This is a genomic window from Streptomyces sp. NPDC059917 (genome assembly GCF_042730635.1).
Classification (GTDB): Bacteria; Actinomycetota; Actinomycetes; order Streptomycetales; family Streptomycetaceae; genus Streptomyces.
This window is the reverse complement of sequence record NZ_JBHWLC010000052.1, coordinates 21,527-43,474: the sequence shown is the minus strand read 5'-3', so window position 1 is coordinate 43,474 and position 21,948 is coordinate 21,527. Positions and strand designations below refer to the sequence as shown.

Here is a 21,948-nt window from a genome sequence, read left to right as displayed (position 1 = left end):
AAGTTTGCCTGTCGATCGCGTGCCGGTCGGGTGGCCGGAACGGCTGTCTTTCCGCGCCCGGCGTACGCCGGATAGACCTGCGGCCATGACGGCATCGGACATGACGAGCTTCGACGAGGTCTACGGACTGCCGGACCCGCGCCAGTACTTCGCCCGCCTGGGCCCGTACGACTACCGCGCGCCGCACCACGGGCAACGGGTCTTTCGAGAGCTGATCGGTGAACTACCGCCGGAGGAACGGGTGATGCTCGACATCTGTTGCTCCTACGGGATCAACGCGGCGCTGGTCAACCACGACGTGACCCTCGACGAGCTCTACCAGCGCTACACCTCCGCCAAGGCGGCCGAGCTGAGCACGGGCGAACTCATCGAGTGGGACCGGGAGTTCTACGCCGCGCGACGGCTGCCCGAAGCCGTCGGATCCATCGGGATCGACGTGTCGCGGCCCGCCGTGGCGTACGCGCTCGCCGTCGGGCTCCTCGACGAGGGCTACTGCGAGGACCTGGAGACGGGCGAGCCGGGCGAGGAGCTGGGCCGGGCCGCCGTGGGGGTCGGCCTGATCACCGTCACCGGCGGGGTCGCCTTCCTCACCGAGCGGACCTTCGGACGGCTCCTGTCCGCCGTCGGCCACCCGGTGCCGGTGGCCGCCTTCGTACTGCGCACCTGCGACTTCGGGGGCGTCGTCGCCCGGCTGGAGGAGCACGGGCTGAGCGTCGAGCGCAGCGACCGGACCTACCCGCAGCGTCGCTTCACGGACGAGGACGAGCAGCGGCGCGCGGTCGAGACCGTCATCGGGCTCGGCGAGGACCCGACGGGCAAGGAGAGCGAGGGGTGGTACCACTCCCGGCTCTACGTCGGACGCTGACCCGAGCCGGAGCCCGCGCCCGAGCCGGAGCCGGACGTCGCGTCGGGCCCCGAGCGGGCGCGGGGGAGCGCGGCGAGGGCGCCGAGCACGACCAGGGACAGCAGGAGGGCGGCGGCCGCCGCGCCGACGGCCGGGCCGGGCCCCCAGAGGGTCCAGGCCCCGCCGAAGAGCAGGGATCCCGCGAAGCGCGCCAGGGCCTGCACGGTCTGGAGCGCCGCGAGCCCGGTGGTACGGGCCTCCGCCGGCAGGAGGGGCCCGGCGGCGGCCATGAGCACGCCGTCGGTCGCCGCGTAGAACAGGCCGACCAGCGCGAGCACGCCCGCGACGAGCGCCGCCACGGCCACCGGTGACCCCGTCGGAGCGGGCGCGAGCAGGAGCAGGCAGGCCCCCGCCAGCAGCACGTGCCCGCCGAGGAAGACCCGGTGGCGCCCGACGCGGTCGGCCAGCCGCCCCATCGGCAGCGCGCCGAGCAGGAAGGCGAGCGCGGTACCCGCCGGGAGCAACGGGAAGGAGGTGTAGGGCAGTCCCAGGCGGCGCTGGAGCAGGAGGTACACGAAGGCGTCGCCGACCGTGAACAGCCCGAGCAGGGCGGCCGCGCCGCACAGTCGGCGCAGCCCCGGGATCCGCAGCAGGCCGCGCAGCGCGGCCGGGGGAGCGCAGGAGGGGGGCCGCGGCGCCGGATCCGGGCTCTCGCGCACGAACAGCGCGAGCAGGACGACCCCCAGCGCGGCGGCGCAGAAACTGACGGTGAAGACGGCCCCGTAGCCGTCCGCGGCCAGCCACAGCACCCCGAAGGCGACCAGCGGTCCGAGCAGCGCCCCCGCGGTGTCCATCGCCCGGTGCACGCCGAAGGCCCGACCCTGTTCCCCCGGCGGGCAGGACAACGAGATCAGCGCGTCGCGCGGAGCCGTGCGCACTCCCTTGCCCGTGCGGTCGGCGGCCAGCACCGCCGCCACCTGCCACGGGGTGGTGACGGCGAGCAGGGCCGCCTTGCACAGGGCGGAGAGGGCGTACCCGGCGCCCGCGACGAGCTTGCGGCGCCGGGTGCGGTCGGCGATCCGGCCCCCGGCCAGCCGGAACAGGGCGGTGGCGCCCTGGTTCAGACCGTCCAGGGCGCCGAAGGCCAGCGGGGACATGCCGAGCCCGGCCACCAGGTACAGCGGCAGGACGGCGGTGACCATCTCCGCGGAGACGTCCGTGACCATGCTGACCAGACCGAGCACGAGGACGGTGGCGGGCACGGGCCGCCGCCGGGCCGCCGCGGGTGCGGGCAGGCCCCGGGCGGCGTCCGCCGCGCGGCCGGTCGACAGGTACACGCCAGGCGCTCCCTAGAACCAGGTGACGGTGAGGGGGAAGGTGGTGGTGGCGCTGGTGGGGGTGGTGTCGGTGGCGGTGGCGGTGATCCGGGTGGTTCCGCTGCTCCAGGGTTTGCCGGTGATGCGGCCGGTGGTGGTGTCGAGGGTGAGGCCGAGGGGCAGGCCGGTGGCGCTCCAGCGGAGCGGGGCGCGGCCGCCGGTGGCGGTGAGTCGGATGGTGCAGGTCTGGTTGAACGTGCAGCTCTGCGGGCCGGGATCGGCGACCTTGAGGTCACCGGAGGTGGGGGTCGGGGTGGGGGTAGGGGTGGGCGTCGGAGTCGGACTGGGCGTCGGCGTGGGGTCGGTGCCCGCCGCGAAGACCTCGCTGATCGGCTGGACGTTGGCGGCGTTCCCCGCGTGGGTGGCGCTCCCCGCCAGGTCCTCCAGGGTGCGCAGGAGGTGGTGGTGGCTGCAGGCGGTGGCGTACCGGCCCGTCTTCACCTGGGCGCCGTAGAAGACGGTCGCGATCTGGTTCGAGCCGAGGTAGTTGTCCTCGTCCCAGGTCAGCACCAGCAGGCTGTTGTTGGCCTTGGCCCACTGCGCGTAGCCGTCCAGCCCGTTCTTCGTCCAGGTGTCGCCCGTACCGACCGCGCAGTCGTGCATGTCGTTGCACAGGTTGGGCACGACGAAGGACAGCCGGGGCAGCGCGCCGTAGTTCCCCTGGGGGAACTGCGCCCAGGTCTTCCCCGTGTTCAGCGGTACGTTCTTGAACGCGAACCACGGGTTGTGCTTCTGCGCGTACTTCCCGCTCGAACAGGTGGTGGACCCCTCGGCGGGCAGGTCCTCGTTGTACGTCGCGAAGGTCTTCCCGGCCGCGATGACCTCCTGGCCCAGGTTGGCCGCGGTCATCGACTGCGCGGTGTAGCAGCTGTCGCCGGTGATGCCCTGGGTGGCCCCGGAGAAGAGGTTGAAGTAGTTGGGTTGGCTGGGGTGCGTCAGCGCCTTCATGCCGGTCAGGCTCGCGCCGCCGTTCGCCAGCTGGTTGATGTAGGGCGCGCCGGAGTTGCCGATGATGTCGCCGTACTGCTTGTTCTCGAAGACGACGACCACCACGTGGTCGTAGGCGGGGAGCGCGGCAGCGGCGGCGGGACCGGCCTCGGCGGCCTGCGAGGTGGCCGCGGTGAGCGCGCCGAGCAGGCCGAGCGCGCCGAGCGCCGCGCCGAGCGTGGCGCCGAGCCCGGACCGGCGGGCCCGTGGGGTCCGGATCCGGGGCCGGGGCGCGGCGCCCGGTGAAGGTCTCGACGGGGGAACGGTTTCGGGCACCGGTACGGGCATGGTCGTGTCTCCTTCGTGAGGGGTGGTGACGGGTGACTCTCGTGCTCCGGTCATTCCTCGCGCCGGGCCGCACCGGTCACGGCGATGTTCAGGAACCGCGGTACGGGACGCCCGCGCGCGCGGAACCGCGCCGCCACCGCCGCCCGTACGTGCGCCACGCGCTCCTCGGGTAGCCGCAGCAGCACCGCCCGCCCCGGGCGGGCGCCCGGGTGCCAGACGTCCAGGGCCCCGGCCCGCCGCGCGTCGGCCGCGACCCGGTCCCGGTCCGCCGCCCGGTCGGCGCCCGCCCCGCGCAGGGCGACCAGCACCAACCGGCTGCCCGACCCGGCCGGGTCGAAGGCGACGTGGCGCGGGGGCCCCTCCCCGTCCGGCCCGGCGGCGGGCCGCAGGGCGTGGCCCGGCCGGGCGAAGAGCACGGCCCGGCGCAGCGCGTCGTCCCCGTCCGGCAGCGCCCGCGCCAGCAGGCGGCCGAGGCCCGCCCGCGGAGGCCGCGCGGTCGGGTCGGAGCGCAGGTGCGCGTCGGCCACGGCCAGCGCGACCGCGCAGTCCGCCGGTTCCGCCACGGCCAGTCCGGCGGCCGCGGTGAGCGAGCCCTGCACGTGCAGGTCGGTCCCGCCGCGCCCGTACCCCGCGAGGGCCAGGGCCCGCAGCAGGGCGTACGGCCGCTCGGCCCAGGCCGGGGCGGTGGCCGGTGGCCCCGACAGGGCCAGGGGCAGATCGCAGCCGTGCGCGGGATGGCTCAGCGAACTGAGCCGTACGACGCCGTCCTCGCGGGGCGCCGCCGCGGCGGCCACCGGCCACCCGGCCGCCGCGACCAGTCCGGACGCACCGAGACGGAAGGCGTGCGGGGCGCTCCACACGGCGGTGGGCGGCCTGCCGTGCGCGGCCTCCAGGGCGTAGGCGACGAGGCGGAACAGCGGGTCGGCGGTGGCGCTCCGGGCCAGGTCCGGCCCGCCCGCCGCGCCGGTCATCGGCCGACTCCCGGGGCGCCGGGCGCGGGGTGGTCCTTGCGCGCCAGCATCCGGTAGGCGTTGCCGCCCTCTCCCCGGCGGGCGGCGGCGCTGCGGACCGCGTCGAGCACCGCCGCGCCCGCGAAGCAGGGCAGCGCGGCCGCCCGGACCACGTGGCGCAGGGCCCGTCGGCCGCGCGGGACGGCGGGGGACCAGGGACTGCCGGGATCCGGGGCGAGCCGGGTCACCGTGAGCGCCACCGCGCCCAGGAAGTCGTTGCCCTGGTGAGCCGGTCCGTGCTCCTCGGCCAGCACGGTGAACCCCCGCTCGGCCAGTGCCCCGCGCAGGTTCGCCGCCGGGATCAGGTGCTGGTGCTGGGGCTGGAACCAGGGCAGCCAGGCCGGGCCGAGCAGCCGCGCCATCCGGGAGGTGGGGTCCGGCAGTTCGATGGCCAGGTGCCCGCCCGGCGCGAGGACGGCGCCGGCCGCGTCCAGCTCGGCGAAGGGATCCCGGGTGTGCTCCAGGTAGTGGTACATGCTGACCACCTCGTACTGGCCCGCCAGTTTGGCCGCGAACTCCGGGAACTGGCCCTGGAACCCGACGTCCACCCAACCGCGCCGCTCCGCCCCGCGGACCCCGTCGCCCATGTCCAGCCCGTCGAAGCGGGTCCGCGGCCAGACGGACCGCGCCGCGTTGCAGAAATGGCCGTGCCCGGTGCCGACGTCGAGCCAGGAGCCGGGACCGGCCGCCGCGACGTGCGGGCGCAGCATCTCGGCGCGGTCCCGGTAGGTGCCTCCCATGCTGCCGAAGACCGTGCCCGCGCCCTCGCCGCCCCGGCCGTCGTAGAAGTCCCGGTAGTAGAACTCCAGCCCGTCCGGGCTGAGTCGGGGATTCTGGAAGACGTGGGCGCAGTCCCCGCACCGCTCCAGGACGAACCGGCCCGGCTTGCCCTGGAGCAGGTCGGGCACCGTGACCCGGACGGCGAGCCGCCGCGACCCGCACCAGGGGCAGTCGGCGCGGCGCGGTTCGAGGAAACGGTCGGTCCCGGCGGCCAGTTCGCGCCCGTAGCGCTCCGCGCGATCCTCGTGGTCGCCGTCCCGGGCCCCCGCCGCGCCGGACCCGCCGGTGGCCGCGGCGGCCAGGGCGGTGCGCAGGGCGGCGTCGAGCGAGCGCAGTGGCCGGGCGGCGGTGTCCCGGGCCAGCGAAGCGGGCCGCAGGGGTCCGGCCGGGCCGCCCAGGACGGCGTAGGGCTGGAGCCAGTACAGCCCCGCCGCCAGCTTGCCCCACGGGCCCCGGCGCAGCGACGCCCAGGCCAGCAGCGCCAGCCCGGCGAACTGCGCCGCGGCCAGCGCTCCCGGCGCCAGCCCGTGGGCGCGCAGCTGGGCGGCGTCGGCCCGCCGCGGCCCCGGACCGCAGGACAGGCCCGGGGCGACTGCCATCGAGGTGGCGTCCGGCGCGTACTCCTTCAGCGTGCGGACGAGGGCGACCAGCCGCGCCGGGTCGGCCCCCGCCGCCGGGTCGAGGTCGAGCCCGGCCCGGGCCAGCACCTCCTCGGCGACCAGGACGGCGTATCCGGCCCCCCGCCCCTGCGCGAGCCGGTCGCCCCGGTACCCGGCCGGGTCCACCAGCCGCAGGAGCCCCAGGGCCGATTCGGCGCCCAGGTCGGCCGGGATCAGGTCCAGGACGCGCAACCCCTCCCGCTCGGCGTGCGCGCAGGCGCCGAGGAAGGTGGCGGAGTCGGGCTCGACCCCGCGCGCGGTGAACAGCCGCCACCCGGCGGGCACCGGCGCCCCGACCGGGGCCGGAGCGTCCGCCAGGACGGGCAGGGATCCGAGCCGCCGACGGGCGCGCACGGTGCCCGCGCCGAGGGCGGCGATCAGCAGCGCGGGGGCCGCGGAGCGGGCCGCGGAGCGGGGCGTGGCGATCGGCTTCACAGCGTCTTCTCCAACCGGTCGGCCGCGGCGGCGGCTCCGCCCGCCGCGGTGAAGGAGGCCTGGATGCGCCGGGCGGCCCGGCGGGGGCCGGGCTCGTCCAGGACGGCGGTCAGCGCGTCGCGGACCTCCTCGGCCCGGACCCGGCCGAACCGCACCCGCACCCCGGCGCCCGCGTCGGTGACCTGGCGGGCCACGATCGGCTGGTCGTCCCGGATCGGCGCGACCACCAGGGGCAGTCCGTGCGCGAGGGCCTCGCACACGGTGTTGTGGCCCGCGTGGCAGACCACCGCGTCCAGGTGCGGCAGCAACTCCAGCTGCGGGACCCGCTCCTGGAGCAGCACGGTGTCGAAGGGCGGCGCCCCGCCGGGCGCGTGCGGGTGCGCCCGGGGCAGGCGTCCCACCAGGTCGGCGGGGGCGGCAAGGACCAGCTGCACCGAGCCGCCCAGCCGCTCGGCCGCGCCCAGCACGGCGGCGTAGAACCGGGCGCCCGCGGCGCCGTTGAGCGTCCCGAGGGACACCAGGACGCGCCGCCGGTCCGGATCGAGGCGCCGCCAGGGGAAGTCGGGACCGGCCGGGCGCGCCCCGAAGGCCGGCCCGACGAAGGCGTAGTGCCCGGGGAACATGTCCTGCGCGCCGATGAGTTCCCGGGTGGAGAAGACCAGTACGAGCCGGTCCGAGAAGCGCGGGTCCCAGCCCGCCGCCCCGTCGCCCCCGGCCCCCAGCTCGGCCAGCAGGTCCGCGATCCGCTGCGCCACCCACTCCCCGACCCGCGGGAACCCCTCGAAGGGGCGGGCGAACTCGGCCGACGTACTGGCCGAGGTGACCCAGGGCACGCCCAGGCGGCGCGCCACCACCGGTCCGGCCAGGGCCTGTTGATCGGCGACCAGCAGGTCCGGCCGGAAGTCGCGGACCGCCCGCGTCACCCCCGGCGCCATCGCCCGGGCCAGCGGCACCAGGGCCTCCTCCCAGAGGAAGCGCAGCGCGCCGACCCCGCGCAGGTCGCGCCAGCGCTCGTGCAGATCGGCGTACCCGCCACCGCCCGCGGAGCCCGACCCGGAGGGGACCGCGTCCCCGGCCGGCAGGACGCGGGCGCCATCGGGCAGGAGGGCGGCCAGCGCCGCGCCCGGCCCCGTCCAGGCGACCTCGTGCCCGCGGCCCGCGAGCTCGGCGCCGACGGCGGCCGTCGGATTGACGTGCCCCGCCAGGGGCGGAACCACGAAGAGCACCCTCATCGGACCAGGGCTCCCGTCCGGAGCGCCGCGACCTCGTCGAGGTGGGCGAGTACGGACTTGCGCAGGGCCCCGCTGCTCTCCTTGAGCACGTCGTGCCCGAGGCCCGGCAGGATCTCCACACAGCACGGGCCCGTCGCGTGCTCGGCCAACTCCATCACCCCCGGCACCAGTTCGGAGTGCTCGCCGCAGACCGCGAGCACCGGACAGCGCAGCCGCGCGTAGTCGGCCGGGGCGAACACCCGCCCCGCGGCGACGTCGTCGATCAGCGTGGTGCGGTTGAGCAGTTCATCGGCGATCGAGGTGAGGGCGGCCGCCTTGCGCAGCCGCAGCGCCCGCAGCTGGGCGGGTACCGCGCTGTCCTCCAGGCTCAGCGCGGCGGCCGACAGCGTGTCCACCATGTTCTCCACCCAGGCGCCGCTCAGCGGCGGTTCGAGCAGGGTCAGGCCCGCGACGAGGTCGGGCCTGGCGAGCGCGGCGTGCACGGCGAGCGTGCCGCCGTAGCTGTTGCCGACCAGGTGGACGGATCGGTGCGCCAGGCCGAGTGCGCCGAGCAGGGCGACCAGGTCGCGCACGGCCGTGGCGCTGTCGTAGCCCGAGGTCGGCCGCCCGGTGCGGCCGTGGCCGCGCAGGTCGTAGAGGACCACCTCGTGGCCGGAGCGGGCGACGGGCACGGCGAGCGGGCAGTAGAAGGAGGAGAGGTTGTCGACGACCAGCCCGTGCAGGAAGACGACCACGGGCCGGTCCGCGGCGTCGGCGCCCGCGGCGGCGGGCAGTCGCTGGACGTGGAAGTCGACGCCGTCGGCGAGGACGTGGGCCACGGCGGCCTCAGCCGGCCGTGACGGTGTGCGCGGCGGCCCCGCCGGATCCGGCGGGCGAGCGGTGCGCGACGCGGCCGATGTGCGTCACGAGGTCGCCCAGGGACATGGCGAGGATGGCCTCCATGTCCTTCTCGGCGAGGAAGCCCATCAGGTCGACGTCGGCGCCGTAGCGCTCGTGGAGCCGCTCGGCGAGGGCGACGAACTCGATGCTCTCCAGGGCCAGGTCGTCATTGAGGGTGGTGCCCATCGAGACCTCTTCCGCCAGCAGGAACTCGTCGCCGACGATCTCGACGAGCATGCCGGTGATCTCGGCGAGGATCCGGGCGTGGGCACCGGCCGCGCCGGGTGCGCGGTCGGGAGCGGGAGGGAGGGTGGAGCCGGGGACGGGGGCGTCAGATGCCATGGCTGAACTCCGTTGGGTGGGCGGGGGGACGGGGGGATGCGGTCGGGGGCGCGGTCCACGCCACGATGTGATCGAGGGGCGGGCCGCTCGGGGCGGGCAGCACCGCGGTCCGTACGAGCCGGGCGCGCCCGTCCGGGGCCAGCACCCGCAGCCCGTCGGGCTCCAGCGAGGTCACCCGCCACGCGCGCGGCCGGCCGCCCAGCCCCGTGCCCGCCGCCTTGGCCGCGGCCTCCTTGGCGCACCACAGCGCGGTGAGCGCGGTCGCCGCGTCGGCGCCGTCCCGCTCCGCCAACTGCCGTGCCAGCGCCTCCTCGTCGGATCCGAACGCGATCCGGAGCAGGGCTGCGGGGTCGGTGCTCACCGTCTCCACGTCGATGCCGACGGGGCCGGTGGGGTGCGCGAGGGCGACGGCGAGCCGGTCCTTGTGCGCCAGCGAGAGGTGCGCCCCGGCGGCGAGCGGGCCCCCGGGCACCGGGCGGCCGTGCGCGTCGTTGCCGACGGGCACCTCGACCGGGAACACGGGACCCGCCCCGCCGTCCCACAGGAGCTGGCGCAGCGCGTCCTTGGCGGCGATCCGCCCCAGCAGCCAGGGTGCGCGGGCCCGGGGCGCGAGCCCCTCGTAGACGGCGCGTTCGGCCGCGCCGAGGTAGCGGCGCATGACCAGCTCCTGCGAGGCGGGGTCGGTCCAGCGGCGCCGGGCCGCGCACCAGCCGCCGGGCTGGGGTTCGCCGATCCCGCACACCTCCGGGGTGAACTTCATCGGCCACACCCGCTCGTCGGCGGCGAAGCGGCGGTACGTCCACCCCTCGATCCGGGCCCACGGGGCGCCGCCGCTCGCGCCCCCGCCGGGCGGGCACCGCAGCTCGACGTCGCCGAGCACGGTCAGGTTGCGGACCTCGCGGACCCGGGCGACCGCCTCGACGAGCGTGCCGGGGGCGGGCGGGGGGCCGTAGAAGCGGATCCGCTCGATGGTGGCGGGGAAGACCAACCGGTCCACCGGGAGCCGCAGTTGCATCCAGTGGCCGAAGAGCTGTCCGGCGGCGTCGAGCAGGGCGCCGGGGGCGGGGAGCGCGCGCAGCACGCCCCGGATGCCGTCCGCGGCCACCGCACCGACCTCGTGCACCCCGGCGAACCCCGGCCCGTGGAACATCCACCGGTCACGGTAGAGCGCCCGCGCGCTCACCGGGGCCGGCCGTTCGCCGGTGAGCGGCCGGGGCCCGCCGGACTCGCGCGGGGCGGGCGGTGCCTCGTACCGGGTGCCGAGCAGCACGGTCACCACGGCGCCGTCGCCGAGGGTGACGCGGACCCGGCCGGGCCCGTCCGACCGCACGCCGACCTCGATCCGGACGGCGGGCTCGACGGCCAGCCAGCGCAGCGCCCGCACGTCCGCGTAGCCGACCACCACGCTGCCGGCGGGCGCGGTGCGCAGGGCGGCGTCGGCCGCGAGCTCCAACATGGTGGTCATGGGAACGACGGGGAAGCGGTCGGAGTCCTCGGGCCAACCGGCGGGCTGCTCGTAGACGCAGTGGTCCCGGACGTACGCCATTGTCTCCAGGGAGAGCGTGAGGGAGGTGGTCGCTCGCGGCGCGGGGGCCGGGGGCTGCCAGGCCTCGGTGACCGTCCGGGCGGCCGCGCGGGCCTCGTCGAGGACCGCGTCCAGGGCGGACAGCAGGGCCGGGGCGGGCATCGGATCCGCCGAGGGGCGCTCGGGCCCGGGCGGGGCCGGGTCCGCCGCGCGGGCGGCCCCCGCACCGGCCGCCGGGGCCAGCAGTCCGCGGGCCGCGCCGCCGAGCCGGACCAGCGGCGAACCGAGGTCCAGGGGCGCCCCGGGCCGGGCCGCCCGCGCGGTGGCGGGCGGGGGAGCGGGCAGGGCGACCCGTTCCCCCGGCGGCGGCGGCGCCGTCGACGGCTCGGCGAGCCGTTCCCAGCGCGGGGCCGAGCCCTCCGCCCACAGCGCGGCGGCCGTGCGGCGCAGCGCCGCCGTGCCCGTCAGCCGTGGGGCGGAGGTCGCGACCGCCAGGTGGGGCCGGTCGCGCAGGGTGTCCTCGACGAACCCCGGCAGGCTGCCGGGGCCCATGGCCACGAAGGCCCGCACGCCCGCCTCCTCGTACAGCCGCAGCACCAGGGTCCGGAAGTCGACCGGCTCCAGGAGGTGCCGCACCACCAACTCGCGCACCTCGCCGGGCGCCTGGGGGAAGGGGGAACCGGTGGTCGCCGACCACACCGGCACGGTGGCGGGCGTCAAGGGGAGCCGGTCGAAGGCGGCGCGCACCTGCCCGAGGTACGGCTCCCACATCGGGGTGTGGAAACCGGACCGGAACGGCAGCTCCTGACCGAGCACCCCTTCCCGGGCCAGCCGCTCCAGCACCGCGGCGACCTGCGCCGGGTCACCGCAGATCACCGACTGGTGCGGGCAGTTGTCGTGACTGACCACCACCCGGTCCGCACCGTGCAGGGCCGCCGCGGCCCGCCGCGCCCCGCAGCCGAGGGCGGCGTACACGAGGTCGGGCACGGTGAGCGAGCCGGGCCGCAGCGAGCCGAGGAAGTCGTCCACGGCCCGCTGCGGATACATCCCGGCGGCCACCATCGCCGCCCATTCGCCCAGGCTGTGGCCCGCCAACACATCGGCCTCGATGCCCAGTTCCGGCAGCACGCGGGCGAAGAAGCGGCCGGTGGCGAGGGCGTCGAGGGCCCGCTCGATCAGTTCGCCGCCCCGGCCGAGCCGGGGCCGCTCCAGCGCGAACCGGTCCGCCACGTCGTCGAGGACGGGCGTGAACTCCGGCTCCAGGCCCGGGAAGAGGAAGGCCACCCGGCCGCGGGGCGCGCCGTCGCCGGATCCTGCCAGCAGCGGCTCGGGGGTGAACCACACGTCGCCGCGCCCGCGCCAGGCGCGCCCGCGCGCCAGCACCTTGGCGGCCAGCGCGAGCCGCTGCGGGGTCGGTCCGAGCACGGCGAGCCGGTACGGACCCCCCTGGTCCGGGCGTGCGTCCGGGCGTGCGTCCGGGCCCGAGTCCGGGGCCGCGTCCCCTCCCGGGTCCCCGTCCGGGGCCGGGGCGGACCGGGTCGCCGCCGCGAGGAGCTCCGCCAGCCGCTCCGGGGTGCTCGCGCCCAGCAGGAGCACGCCGTCCCGCGCACCGCGCTCGCCGGCCGCCGGGGCGCCCACCGCCCCCCGCCCGGCCGATCCCCCCGCGCCGGGGCCCGCGCCGAGCGGCAGGAACCGGCGCCCGGGAACCGCGCGCCGGGTGGCCGCCGCCCCCGGAGCCTCCTCCAGCACCACGTGCGCGTTGATCCCGCCGAAGCCGAAGGCGTTCACCCCCGCCCGCCGGGGCGCCGCGCCCCGCTCCCACGGCTCGGCCGCCGTCACCGGGCGCATCCGGGTGCGCGCGAGGGCCTCGTGCGGTTCCTCCAGGTGCAGGGTCGGGGGCAGCACCCCCTCGTGCACCGCGAGCGCCGCCTTGATCAGGCCCGCCATGCCCGAGGACTGCATCGTGTGCCCGAGCATCGACTTCACCGAGCCGAGCCCCACCGGCCGCCGCCCGGCCCCGGGCGGCCCGAACACCCGCGCCAGGGTGGCGAGTTCCGCCGCATCCCCCACCGGGGTGCCGGTGCCGTGCGCCTCCAGCAGGCCGAGCGCGTCGGCGGCCAGCGGGTCCAGGCCGGCCTCCCGCCAGGCCCGCTCCAGCGCCCGTACCTGCCCCTCGACCAGGGGGCTCATCAGGCTCGCCGCCCGGCCGTCCCCGGCCACCCCGGTGCCGCGGACCACGGCGTAGATCCGGTCGCCGTCCCGCTCCGCGTCCGCCAGCCGCTTGAGCAGGACCACCCCGGTGCCCTCCGACAGCAGGGTGCCGTCCGCCCGGCGGTCGAAGGGGCGGATCCGCTCGCTCGGGCTCAGCGCGCGCAGCTGGGTGAACACGCTCCACAGCGTGGCGATGTGGCAGTGGTGGGCGGCGCCCGCGACCACCAGGTCGCACCGCCCGCCCGCCAGCAGCGCCACGGCCTGGTCCACCGCCAGCAGCGAGGAGGCGCAGGCGGCGTCCAGGGTGTAGGCGGGCCCGCGGAAGTCCAGCCGGTTCGCCGTTCGGGCCGCGGTGAAGCTCGGCACGAGCCCGATGGAGGCGTCCGGGCGCTCCGGGCCCAGGGCGTCCTGGAAGGCGGCGCGCACCTCGGCGATCCGCCGCTCGCCGAGGTCGGGCGCCAGCTCGCGCAACGTCTGGGCCAACTGGTGCGCGGTGCGCACGCGTTGGTCGAGCCGGGCGGTGGCCACCCCCATGAAGCCGCCGCGCCCGAGCACCATCGCGATCCGGGACCGGTCGGCGGGCAGCCGGTCGTCCCCGCCCGCGTCCGCGATCGCCTCGGCCGTCGCGTGCAGGGCGAGCAACTGGTCCGGCTCGGCGCCCTCGACGGTGGCGGGCATGATGCCGAACCGGGTCGGGTCGAAGGTCGCCAGCCCGTCCACGAAGCCGCCCCGGCGGCAGTAGAACCGGTCGCCGACCGCGGGCCCCTCGGCACCCGACGGGTCGTAGTAGACCTCCGGGTCCCAGCGGTCCGGGGGCACGTCGCCGATGGCGTCCGTACCGGCGAACAGGTTGCGGCGGTAGGCGGCGAGGTCGGCGGCCCCGGGGAAGACGGCGCCCATCCCGACGATCGCGGCGTCCGTCGGGCGCGGTCCGCGGCGCGGCTCAGCCACGGCCGTCCACCCCGTCCGGCTGCGCGGCGGCCATCAGGACCACCTGCGCGTCCCGCTCCGCGTCCGCCCGTCCGGCGGGCGCGGTGAGGCGCGCGACCTCGGCCAGGAAGGCCCGCGTCCCCTCCTGCGGGCCGATCAGCGGGATGCCGCGCCGGGCGTAGTCGCGCTCCAGCTCGGGCGTGACCATGCCGCCCGACTCGGCGGCCCACGGCCCCCAGTCGATCGCCAGTACCCGGCCGGGGAAGGTGTCCGCCCAGGCCCGGGCGAAGCCGTCCAGGGCGTCGTTCGCGGCGGCGTAGTCGCACTGGCCGCGGCTGCCGAAGACGCCGGCGACACTGGCGAACAGGACGAGGAACGAGGGGGGCGGGGTCGCGCCGTGCTCGGCGGCCGCCGCCGCGAGGTGCCGGGCCCCGGCCACCTTCGTCGCGAACACCTCGGCGAAGGCAGCCGGTTCCTTGTCGGCGAGCAGTGCGTCGCGCAGCCTGCCGGCGCCGTGGACGATGCCGTCGAGCCGCCCGTGCCGGGCGCGCACGTCGGCCACGACGGCCCGCACGGCGCTCTCGTCGGTGACGTCCGCGCGGTGGTAGCGCACCGAGGCGGCGGACCCGGCGAGGGCGCGCAGCGTGGCGCGGACCTCGCGCTCGGCGAGGACGCGCGTGGCGGCCGCCTCGATCTCGGCGGGCCTGCGCAGCCCCGCGGAGATCAGCGCAGCGCGGAGCGCGACCCGGTCGTGGGCCTGGGCGAACGCGTCCTCCTCGGGCCCCGGTTCGGCGCTGCGCCCGAGCAGCTCGACGTGGCAGCCGGTGGTACGGGCCAGCGCGAGGGCCGCGCGCGCGGTGATCCCCCGGGCGCCGCCGGTCAACAGCACCACCGACTCCGGGCCCAGCGGCAGCCGCTCGGGGTCGGCGTCGGCATCGGGGCCGACGTCCGCCGGGACCGTACGCAGGCACACCCGGACCCCGTCCGTGCCGTACCCCACGGACACCGGGCCGCCGGGGGAGTCGAGTTCGGCGAGCAACCGGGCCGCGAGCCGGTCGGGCCGGTCCTTCGGGTCGACGTCCACCGCGCGCAGCAGCACGCCGGGGTACTCCAGGGCCGCACCGCGCGCGAAGCCGTGCAGCCCGGCACCGGCGGCCGCGTCCGCGCCGCCGCCCGCCCGGTGCCCGAACCTCCCCCCGCCCCCGCTGACCAACAGCAGCCGCGGCACCCCGCCGAGCAGCGCCCGCCGGATCGCCGCGAACCTCCCGGGCAGCACCGGCTCGGCCCCGCCCCGCAAGGCGCTGAGGTCCACCAGCCCGTCCAAGCCACCCGACCCGTCATGTCGCTCCGGCCCGTCCGGCGCGTCCGGCGCACCCGCCGGGGTCACCGGGGCCGGTGGCTCCGGACGGTCGGACAGGGCGTCGACCTCCGCGCCGCGGGCGCGCAGGAGGGCGGTCAGCGCCAGGGCCACGCCCTGGCCGTCCCCGACGATGCCGTACCGCCGCCCGGTCAGGTCGTCGGCCACGGGCCCGGTGGGGTCGGCGGGCACCACAGCCGGCGTCGACCTCCGCACGCGGACCCCGTCCCGTACGGGCTCCACCGGTCGCTCCCGCGTCGCCCGCTCCGGCGGCGCGCCCCCGGCGGGGCCGCTCTCCCCGGTCGGCGCCCGGTCGGGGTCCGCGGCCCGGCGGGTCGTGATCCATTCCACGATGCCGCGCAGGGTCTTGATCCGGGCCAGTTCCTCCACCGCGGACTCCGCCGAGCCGTCGGCGGTGCGGGGGAGCCCGATCCGGTCGGCCAGCGCGCCGATGATCTCGACGCGCTTGATGGAGTCCACGGACAGGTCCGCCTCCAGGTCGAGTTCCGGGTCGAGCATGTCCAGCGGGTAGCCGGTCCGCCGGTGGACGATGTCGAGGACCACCTCCATCACCTCGGCGGCCGTCACCACGGCGGGAACGGCCGGCTCCGCCACCTCTATCGGCCCGGCCGCCACCTCTATCGGCCCGGCCGCCACGGCCAGGGCCTCCGGCGCGGTGGTGGCCGCCGGGGCCGCGGGGGCCACCGCACCCGCGCTCGCCCCCGCTCCCAGGAAGCCGAGCAGGACGTCGCGCTGGGCCGCGACCAGTTCGCGGGTGCCGTCCAGGTACGCCAGTACCGCCGCTTCCCGGGCGCGGGACCCGTTCCCCGCGGGCCCGGGGGCCTCGACCGCCGGGGGAGGGGTCACCCGGCGCGCCGGGCGCAGGCCGCCCGCCACCGGTTCGCCGTCGGCCGTGCGGACCAGGTGGCCGTCCACCAGCCAGCCCGGACGGCGCGGCGCCCGCTCGGGCAGGGCGGCGGTCCGCCCCCGCCACAGCGCGTCCGGCGCCACCGGTACGCCCGCGGCGACGAGTTCCGCCAGCGCGGTGACGAGGCGGATCAGACCGTGCTCGCCGGGCACCTCCAACGGCACGACCGCGCAGGGCCGTTCGGGCCCGAGGATCTTCTCCACCAGGGCGCTGAGCACCCGCCCGGGCCCGGCCTCCACGAAGGTCCGCACGCCCGCCGCGTACATCGCCTCGATCTGTTCCACGAACCGCACGGGGCGGCCCACTTGGCGGGCCAGCTCCTCCCGTACGGCGTCGGCCCCCGCCGGATACGGGCGCGCGGTGGCGTTCGACCAGACCGGCACGGCGGGATCGGCCACCGCCACGGCGGCCAGTTCGGCGGCGAGGGCCTCGGCCGCCCCGGCGACCACCGGGCTGTGGAAGGCGCAGGCCACCGCCAGCGGCTGGGCCGAGAGCCCGGCGGCCCGCAGCTCCCGCACCGCCGTGTCCACCGCGGCCGTCGGGCCCGACACCACGCACTGGCGGGGCGCGTTGTGGTTGGCCACCACGCAGCCCGCCCGCTCCGCGACGGCCCGGACCTCCTCGGGCGCACCCGTCACGGCGGCCATCGCCCCGGGATCCGCCCCGGCCGCGTCGAGGATCGCCCGGGCCCGGCGCGCGCTCAGCCGCAGCAGGCCGTCCGTGTCGTAGGCGCCGGCCGCCCACAGGGCCGTCAGCTCGCCGTACGAGTGCCCCGCCACGCAGTCGGGCCGTACGCCGAACTCCCCGAGCAGCAGGTGCGCCGCCGCCCCGGCCAGGCCGAGGGCGGGCTGGGCGATCCGGGTGTCGGTCACCGCGTCCCGCAGGCCGGTGCGCCCGGGCCCGGTGAAGGCGGTCGGCGGGAACATCGCCGACGTGACCGCCGCGGGCGCCCGGTCCAGCAGCCCGCGCAGCGCCGGGAACGCCACGAAGAGGTCGCCCAGCATGCCGGGCCGCTGACTGCCCTGGCCGGGGAAGAGGAAGGCGACCCGCCCGGGGTCGGCCCCCTCCGGCCGGACGTACACCCCCTCGCCCGGGGTGAAGTCCCGCGCCCGCGCCAGCCGGTCCGCCAGCTCCTGCGGCCCGCTCGCGAGCACGGCCACCCGCACCGGACCGGAGCCGCGCGCCGCCTCCGCCGCCAGGTCCCGCAGCGCCCACGGCCGCCCGGCGCCCTCGTTCTCCTCCAGCCGGGCGGCGAGCCGGGCCATCGCCCGCCCGGCGGCCCTGCGGTCCGCGCCCCGGAAGCAGAACAGCTCCACGGGCCAGGCCGCCACCGCGTGCCCCGGCTCCTGCGCTCCCGCGTAACCGGCCAGCACCGCGTGGTAGTTGGTGCCCCCGAAGCCGAAGGCGCTGACCCCCGCGAACCGCCGCTCCACCGGCACCGGCCACGGCCGGGCCTCGGTGTCGAAGCGGAAGGGGCTCGACGCGCCCTGCCAGGCCGGGTTCGGCGTGCTCAGGAGCGCGGTCGGCGGCCGCACGCCCGTGTGCACCGCCCAGGCGGCCTTGATCAGCCCGGCCAGCCCGGCCGCGCACTTGGTGTGCCCGATCTGCGATTTGACCGACCCCAGCGTGCACCCTCCGGCCCGGGCGCCCGCGTCGGCGAACACCACGCCGAGCACGGTCAGTTCGGTGCTGTCGCCCACCACCGTGCCGGTGCCGTGCGCCTCCACCAGCCCCACCTCGGCCGGGGAGACACCGGCCCGCGCGTAGGCCCGCTCCAGGGCCCGGCGCTGCCCCTCCGGGCGGGGCGCGGTCAGACCGAGGGAGCGGCCGTCGCTGGACGCGCCGACCGACTTGATCACGGCGTACACCCGGTCGCCGTCCCGCTCCGCGTCCGCCAGCCGCTTGAGCACCAGCGCGCCGACGCCCTCGCCGAGCGCGATCCCGTCGGCGCCCGCGTCGAAGGGGCGGCAGCGCCCGCTGGGGGACAGCGCCCGCACGGAGGCGAACATCAGGTAGTCGTTGATCCCGTTGTGCACGTCCGCCCCGCCGCACAGCACCATGTCGCTGTCCCCGTCGCGCAGTTGGCGGCAGGCGAGGTCGAGGGCGGCGAGCGAGGAGGCGCAGGCGGCGTCGACCGTGCAGTTCGCGCCCCCGAGGTCGAGCCGGTTGGCGACCCGCCCCGCGATCACATTGGCGAGGACGCCGGGGAAGGAGTCCTCCGTCAGCCGCGGCAGCTGCTCGTCCAGCTCGGGCGGCAGCGCGCCCAGGTACGCCGGGTGCAGGGCGCGCAGCCCGTAGGCCCCCGCCAGCTCCGTACCGGCCTCCGCGCCGAAGACCACCGAGGTGCGGGCACGGTCGAAGGCGCGCCCCGTGCCGTAGCCCGCGTCCGCCAGGGCCCGGGCGGAGATCTCCAGGGCCAGCAGCTGCACCGGCTCGATCCCGGACAGGGAGGAGGGCGCGATGCCGTGCGCGAGCGCGTCGAAGGGCAGCGCCGGGAGGAACCCGCCCCAGCGGGACGGCGTGCGCTCCCCGGCCCGGGCGGGGTCGGCGTCGTAGTACAGCTCCGGGTCCCACCGCCCCGCCGGAACCTCCGTCACCGCGTCCGTCCCGGCGAGGACCTGGGCCCAGAAGGCGTCGAGGTCGGGTGCGCCCGGGTAGGCGCAGGCCATGCCCACGATCGCGACGTCCAGCGGATCGCCGGCCCCGCCGTCCCCGCCCGGCTCCGCGGCCCGCGCGAGGTGCCGGGCCCGCTCCCGCAGCAACTGCGTCGCGCCCGTGGTCACTTCGTGGTGCAGCGCGGCCACCGTCGTGGTGCCGCTGCGCAGGGTCGCCGCCTGGCCGAGCATGAACAGGCCCTCGGCGCGCTGCCGTTCCTCGCCGACCGGCTCCGCGGCCGCCCCGCCCACGGGGTGTCCCAGCCCCTTGCTGGCGATCCGCAGCCGCCCGAGGTTGAGCCGTTCCAGCTCCTCCCACACCCGGCGCGGCTCGGCCCCCTCCCGCTCCAGCCGCCGCCGGGTGCTCGCGAAGGCCCCGGCGTACGGGGTGGGCGCGCAGCGCGTGGCGTGTCCCGGCGCGGTGTGCAGCAGGACGGTGTCCGTGCACTCCAGGGCCGCCCGCTGGAATCCGGGCAGGACCGCGCCCGCCGCGACGGCCTCCTCGGTGAACAGGTACGCCGTGCCCATCAGCACCCCGAACCGGGCGCCGCGCTCCACGAGCGGCGCCGCGGCGGCGGCCGCCATCGCCGCGGACCGGGCGTCGTGGATGCCGCCCGCGAACAGCACGTCCAGGGAGCCCGGTTCGCCGTCCGCGAGCAGCAGCTCCACCTGCTCCTCCCACAGCGGGAAGGAGGCGCGCGGCCCCACGTGCCCGCCGCACTCCAGCCCCTCGAAGACGAAGCGCCGGGCGCCCTCGGCGAGGTAGCGCTCCAGCAGCGCGGGCGAGGGCACGTGCAGGTGCGTGCGGATCCCCGCCGCCTCCAGCGGGGCGGCCTGCGCCGGACTGCCACCGGCGACGATCGCGTACGGGGGGCGCACGTCCGCCACCGCGGCCAGTTGCTCCCGGCGCAGCTCGGGCGGCGCGAAGCCGAGCAGCCCGACCCCCCAGGGGCGACCGGCCAACCGGTCGGCGGTCTCGGCCAGCAGACGGCGCACGTCCGCGCCCGCCATCACCGCGAGCGCCAGGTACGGCACCCCGCCCCCGTCCGCCACGGCCTCGGCGAAGGCCGCCTGGTCGCTGACCCGGGTCATCGGCCCCTGGGCGACCGGGAGGTGGGGGCGGTCGGGGCGCGGGCGCAGGGGAGCGCAGCGCGCCGCCGTCCCCGGCCGCTCCAGGACGGTGGCCCGGACGGCCTGGAGCACCCCGCCCGTGGTGCGGTGGCGCGCCGCGAGCCGGGCGGCGAAGGCTCCGTCCTGGCCGACGGGCAGCAGCTGCCGCGCGAGGCCGCGGGCCCCGAGCAGGAGCGCGGCGGGCCCCTCGGGCAGCGGGAGATCGGGTCGCGCGTACACCCGGTGGCCGTCGGCGATCCGGGTCTGCGAGGCGTCCATCCCCCGCAGCGCGTCGCTCACGTCGGCGGGCAGCGCGGCCTCGCCCTCGGTGGTCAGGGCGAGTTGTGCGTCGAGCACCACCCCGGCGGCCCCGCCCGCGACGGCGGCGGCCGCGGTGTGCGGGCCGATCCCGCCGCAGGCCAGTACGGGCACCGCGATCCGCGGCTCGCCGAGCAGCTGCTGGAGCAGCACGAAGGTGGTGGAGCCGCCGACCCGGCCGCCCGACTCGTGCCCCCGGGCCACGAGCGCGACCGCCCCCGCGGCGACCGCGGCCACGGCCTCCCCGGGTCCGGTGACCTCCGCCCAGACCCGCCGCCCGGCCCCGGCCCAGCCGCCCGGCGCCGCCTGCGGGTCCGCCAGCAGCACGGTGTCCACCTCGGCGGGCAGGTCGGCGGGGCCGAGGGGGCAGCCGTGCGGCACCCGGACCCCGTACGGGCGACCCAGCAGGCGGGCCAGCTCGGTGAAGGCGCGCCGGGCCGCGGCGGGGTCCCGGCCGAGGTCGAGGAGGCCGAGCGCCCCGGCCCGCTCGGCGGCGGTCACGATCCGCTGGTTGGGCTCCTCGAAGGGGCTGAGCGCGACCACCAGGTCACGGGTGGCGGCGGACGGAGCGGCCTGGGGGGTCACGGGCGGTCCTCTTCCGGTGGGGGGCTGAAGCAGTGCTGTGTGACATGTCGCGGTGTCTGGTGACGCTGGCGTGACGCGGCGCGGCAGTGCGTTTCGGCATCGGGCGGCCGGGACGCGCGGACGGCGACACGGACCGGGGCCACCGGGGTGGCGGGGCGCGGGGCGGGCCGTGCCGTCCACGGTTCGGGCGTCGGCGGTTCGGACGTACGCGGTTCGGACGTACGCGGTTGCGGGCGACCCGCCTCGGACCCGGCGGGCTTGAACGGTGGTCAAAGTCCCTGGACGCCGCGATGCATCGTGCGGTCGGCGTCCTGCACTGTCAACGGCCATGCGGAGGCGGGGCTTTCGCACCCGTCGATTTCCGGACCGCCGCGCCGGAGCCCGTCGGCGGGCCCGGATCCGGCCGCCCGCACCGCCCCGGCCTGCACCTTCGTCCCCGGGGGCGGGGCGCGGCGGCGGGCGGTTCGGCCCGCCGCCCCGGTGCGAGTCATGCCGCGGCGGTACGTCTTGTCGCCGACCGGGTATGACAGCCGCGCGGCGGCGGGAAGTTGTTCATCCCGTAGCCCCTTACACCTGGGTCATCGCGCGGTTACCGTCCGGTCATGACCCCCACACTCGCGCAGCTTCGCTACTTGGTGGCCGTCGCGGACTGCCGTTCCATCACCAGCGCCGCGGCCTCGGTCTTCGTCGCCCAGTCCGCGCTCTCCAGGGCCGTCCAGGCCATGGAACGGGACCTGGGGGTGGAGCTGCTCGCCCGCCGGGGGCGGGGGGTGGACCTCACCCCCGAGGGGGCCCGGGTCGTGCGGCTCGCCCGGACCGTGCTCGACGCCGTCGAAGCCATCGACGACATCGGCGCCGCCACCACCGGCGGCGCCCGGGCCACCCTCGTGGTCGTCGCCACCCCCACGCTGGCCCTGGACCTGGCCGCCGACCTGGTCCCCGCCTTCACCGAACGGCACCCGGGCATCGACGTGCGGCTCCAGCAGTACGACAGCCGCGAGGTGCTGACCCGCGAACTCCTCGAAGGGCGGGCCGAGCTGGCCCTGGTCGACCTGCCCGTGGACAAGGAGCTGACGACCCACCACATCCAGGAGCGCGAGGTGGTCCTGATCTCCCCGCCGGGCTCCCGGCTCCCCGATCCGCTGCCGTTCCGGGTGCTCGACGGCCTGGAGATGGTCCTGCCGTCGCCCGGGACGGGGCGGCGCACCGAGATGGAGGCCATGTTCAGCTGCCTCGGAGTCCGTCCCGTGCCCTGCCTGGAGGTGGACGAGCGGCTGGCCTGGGTGACCGGCGTGACGGACGGGCGCGGCTCCCTGATCTGGTACCGGGACGTGGTGGCGCGCGCCTTCGGGCACCGGGCGGAGGTGCGGTCCTTCACGCCGCCGCTGCTGCGGCCCGTCGGCATCGCGCACGCGCGGCGGCCGCTCAGCCGGGCGGCCCGGGCGTTCATCGCGCACGCGCGGCACAACGCGCCGGTGCGGGAACCGGCCCGCTGACG

General features: G+C 77.6%; 11 protein-coding genes. 2 read left to right on the top strand and 9 right to left on the bottom strand.

Going from position 1 to position 21,948, the window contains the following annotated elements; genetic code table 11:
• Positions 1-85: 85 nt before the first annotated feature.
• Positions 86-865: a hypothetical protein gene (locus tag ACFWAR_RS26680; protein WP_385782004.1), complete on the top strand. Its 780-nt coding sequence runs from the start codon at positions 86-88 to the stop codon at positions 863-865.
• Here the strand turns inward: ACFWAR_RS26680 and ACFWAR_RS26675 are convergent.
• The 9 genes from ACFWAR_RS26675 to ACFWAR_RS26635 are packed head-to-tail and all read right to left on the bottom strand — an operon-like array spanning position 850 to position 20,450.
• Positions 850-2,181, bottom strand: a complete 1,332-nt coding sequence (locus ACFWAR_RS26675) for an MFS transporter (protein WP_385782001.1) — start codon at positions 2,179-2,181, stop codon at positions 850-852. The genes ACFWAR_RS26680 and ACFWAR_RS26675 overlap by 16 nt on opposite strands.
• Before the next feature lie 12 nt (positions 2,182-2,193).
• A complete protein-coding gene (locus ACFWAR_RS26670) occupies positions 2,194-3,495 on the bottom strand; it encodes an alkaline phosphatase family protein (RefSeq protein WP_385781998.1) in 1,302 nt (433 codons plus the stop codon).
• A 50-nt stretch (positions 3,496-3,545) separates the two neighbouring features.
• Entirely contained in the window at positions 3,546-4,466 is a 921-nt protein-coding gene (locus ACFWAR_RS26665; RefSeq protein WP_385781995.1) for a galactokinase, read from the bottom strand.
• Positions 4,463-6,379 (bottom strand): methyltransferase domain-containing protein, encoded by a 1,917-nt coding sequence (locus tag ACFWAR_RS26660; protein ID WP_385781992.1) that lies wholly within the window; start codon positions 6,377-6,379, stop codon positions 4,463-4,465. Before ACFWAR_RS26660 ends, ACFWAR_RS26665 begins: the two co-directional genes overlap by 4 nt.
• Positions 6,376-7,611 (bottom strand): glycosyltransferase, encoded by a 1,236-nt coding sequence (locus tag ACFWAR_RS26655; protein ID WP_385781989.1) that lies wholly within the window; start codon positions 7,609-7,611, stop codon positions 6,376-6,378. The genes ACFWAR_RS26660 and ACFWAR_RS26655 overlap by 4 nt, the downstream gene beginning before the upstream one ends.
• The gene (locus tag ACFWAR_RS26650) at positions 7,608-8,429 is read right to left on the bottom strand and encodes an alpha/beta fold hydrolase (protein WP_385781986.1); all 822 of its coding nucleotides are present in this window, start codon (positions 8,427-8,429) and stop codon (positions 7,608-7,610) included. Before ACFWAR_RS26650 ends, ACFWAR_RS26655 begins: the two co-directional genes overlap by 4 nt.
• 7 nt (positions 8,430-8,436) lie before the next feature.
• A complete protein-coding gene (locus ACFWAR_RS26645; protein ID WP_385781983.1) occupies positions 8,437-8,832 on the bottom strand; it encodes an acyl carrier protein in 396 nt (131 codons plus the stop codon).
• Positions 8,822-13,519 carry a beta-ketoacyl synthase N-terminal-like domain-containing protein gene (locus ACFWAR_RS26640; RefSeq protein WP_385781980.1) on the bottom strand — a complete coding sequence of 1,566 codons (4,698 nt, stop codon included), beginning with the start codon at positions 13,517-13,519 and terminating at the stop codon, positions 8,822-8,824. Before ACFWAR_RS26640 ends, ACFWAR_RS26645 begins: the two co-directional genes overlap by 11 nt.
• The gene (locus ACFWAR_RS26635) at positions 13,512-20,450 is read right to left on the bottom strand and encodes an SDR family NAD(P)-dependent oxidoreductase (protein WP_385781977.1); all 6,939 of its coding nucleotides are present in this window, start codon (positions 20,448-20,450) and stop codon (positions 13,512-13,514) included. The genes ACFWAR_RS26640 and ACFWAR_RS26635 overlap by 8 nt, the downstream gene beginning before the upstream one ends.
• A 602-nt stretch (positions 20,451-21,052) precedes the next feature.
• Between ACFWAR_RS26635 and ACFWAR_RS26630 the strand changes: the two genes are divergently transcribed.
• The gene (locus ACFWAR_RS26630; protein ID WP_385781974.1) at positions 21,053-21,946 is read left to right on the top strand and encodes a LysR family transcriptional regulator; all 894 of its coding nucleotides are present in this window, start codon (positions 21,053-21,055) and stop codon (positions 21,944-21,946) included.
• The last annotated feature ends 2 nt before the right edge of the window (positions 21,947-21,948 follow it).

Bases quoted from the DNA above. Each gene is read 5' to 3' on its own strand.
- ACFWAR_RS26680 (WP_385782004.1), top strand. From the start codon at position 86: ATGACGGCATCGGACATGACGAGCTTCGACGAGGTCTACGGACTGCCG.
- ACFWAR_RS26670 (WP_385781998.1), bottom strand. From the start codon at position 3,495: ATGCCCGTACCGGTGCCCGAAACCGTTCCCCCGTCGAGACCTTCACCG.
- ACFWAR_RS26665 (WP_385781995.1), bottom strand. From the start codon at position 4,466: ATGACCGGCGCGGCGGGCGGGCCGGACCTGGCCCGGAGCGCCACCGCC.
- ACFWAR_RS26655 (WP_385781989.1), bottom strand. From the start codon at position 7,611: ATGAGGGTGCTCTTCGTGGTTCCGCCCCTGGCGGGGCACGTCAATCCG.
- ACFWAR_RS26645 (WP_385781983.1), bottom strand. From the start codon at position 8,832: ATGGCATCTGACGCCCCCGTCCCCGGCTCCACCCTCCCTCCCGCTCCC.
- ACFWAR_RS26630 (WP_385781974.1), top strand. From the start codon at position 21,053: ATGACCCCCACACTCGCGCAGCTTCGCTACTTGGTGGCCGTCGCGGAC.